The sequence below is a fragment of the Acetivibrio mesophilus genome (assembly GCF_004102745.1).
GTDB classification, from domain to species: Bacteria; Bacillota; Clostridia; order Acetivibrionales; family Acetivibrionaceae; genus Hungateiclostridium; species Hungateiclostridium mesophilum.
This window is the reverse complement of record NZ_RLII01000084.1, coordinates 1-1,334: the sequence shown is the minus strand read 5'-3', so window position 1 is coordinate 1,334 and position 1,334 is coordinate 1. Positions and strand designations below refer to the sequence as shown.

Annotated in this window: 3 protein-coding genes; all 3 read right to left on the bottom strand. The window is 32.7% G+C overall.

What is annotated here, in order from left to right; all coding sequences use genetic code 11:
* The coding region (tnpA, locus tag EFD62_RS17335; RefSeq protein WP_328590694.1) for an IS66 family insertion sequence element accessory protein TnpA at positions 1-220 on the bottom strand (220 nt) is incomplete at its 3' end.
* A 184-nt stretch (positions 221-404) separates the two neighbouring features.
* A complete protein-coding gene (locus EFD62_RS17330) occupies positions 405-950 on the bottom strand; it encodes a hypothetical protein (RefSeq protein WP_128706597.1) in 546 nt (181 codons plus the stop codon).
* Between the two features lie 11 nt (positions 951-961).
* Positions 962-1,165 (bottom strand): ParB N-terminal domain-containing protein, encoded by a 204-nt coding sequence (locus EFD62_RS17325; RefSeq protein WP_128706596.1) that lies wholly within the window; start codon positions 1,163-1,165, stop codon positions 962-964.
* Between the last annotated feature and the right edge of the window lie 169 nt (positions 1,166-1,334).

The following is a 1,334-nucleotide window of genomic DNA, read 5'->3' as shown; positions in this document are numbered from 1 at the left end:
GCATCCATCCGCTTGGTACTTCGGTTTTAGATTCTTTTTCTCCTCCAAGTACTGTACACTTTGCTTTACTGACTTTCTTCTGCCAATAATAGTATGTGGCTTTGCTTATTCCATTTATTAGGCAAAACTCTTTGATACTTTGCCCACTTTCAAGCCGGGTTTGTATTAATTCCGCCCACTTAGATAATTGTTGTTCAGATGTTACTTTTTGAATATCCATACAATCACCCCGTTTAATTATTTCTACAGTGATTGTATCAACTACGTAACTATTCTACTATGTAACGATCTATTTGACGCTTACGTTTTATTGTATCACAATGTATCACATATTGTCAAGCATAGATAAAGAAAAAGACCACACCAGCAAAAACTGTGTGACCTTTACATGAATATTTATCATTCTAATAGTCATGACCAACGAATTTAAAGAAACTAGTTATAAATAGCTTTCTTTCTTGATTTTCAAGAAACTGTTTATCCCACCTTTCTCTATAGGGTCTTATATAGATTTTCCAATATGCTCTTGGATCCCATTGTTTCTTACAAACTAATGCTTGTGGTAAACAATGAATAGCATCAACTAAATCATAAGCTCTATCAAAACTTTTTTGTCTTAATTGAGTACATATTTCTAAAGCTGAATCACTAATGACTGATAAATAACGATAAATTTCACTTAAATTATCAGTAATAGGATCAACCTCATAAACGTTTAACGCATTATTTAGTAGTTCCTTAATTTCTTTTTGCTCGTTCACGACTTCAATTATTTCTGATTTAAATATCTCAAAATTAGTTAAAGACTCCTCTTGTAAAGATATACAATACTTACTTATTGTCTCAAGTAAACTCATATTTTGAGGGTTTCTAATGTTTGAACGAATTACTATTAAAATGCGATGAAATCCTATTAAAAAACATGTGATATTTCTGTTCTTCTCGTTCATTTTACTCCCCCCTAATAACCAATTTGCACATCAACATCACGACCTTTTTCTATAGCATCTTTAAGGCGATGATGTCCATCAAGTACTTTACCATTTTTGTCTACAATGATAGGTTTATCCCCCGCATACTTAACCGCATTTTTTTGTCTAATTGGGTCTAATGTACGCAAATTCTTTGTAGGTTTTAGAGTTGTTGGATCAACACCCTCCTGCAAAACTTTGCCCTTAGGATTAAATGGCTTTCCAATGATCTTCTGAGTCTTACTCGTTCCCTCACTACAAGGACTATAACTATTATATAATTCCTGTTACCATATCTCAATCAAAAAAGAATTATCTTCCAACCCTCGGTTTCCAGAATATAAAATCAGTTCTTGTCATCAG

Coding starts and splice junctions, on each gene's coding strand:
- EFD62_RS17330 (WP_128706597.1), bottom strand. CDS start 950: ATGAACGAGAAGAACAGAAATATCACATGTTTTTTAATAGGATTTCAT.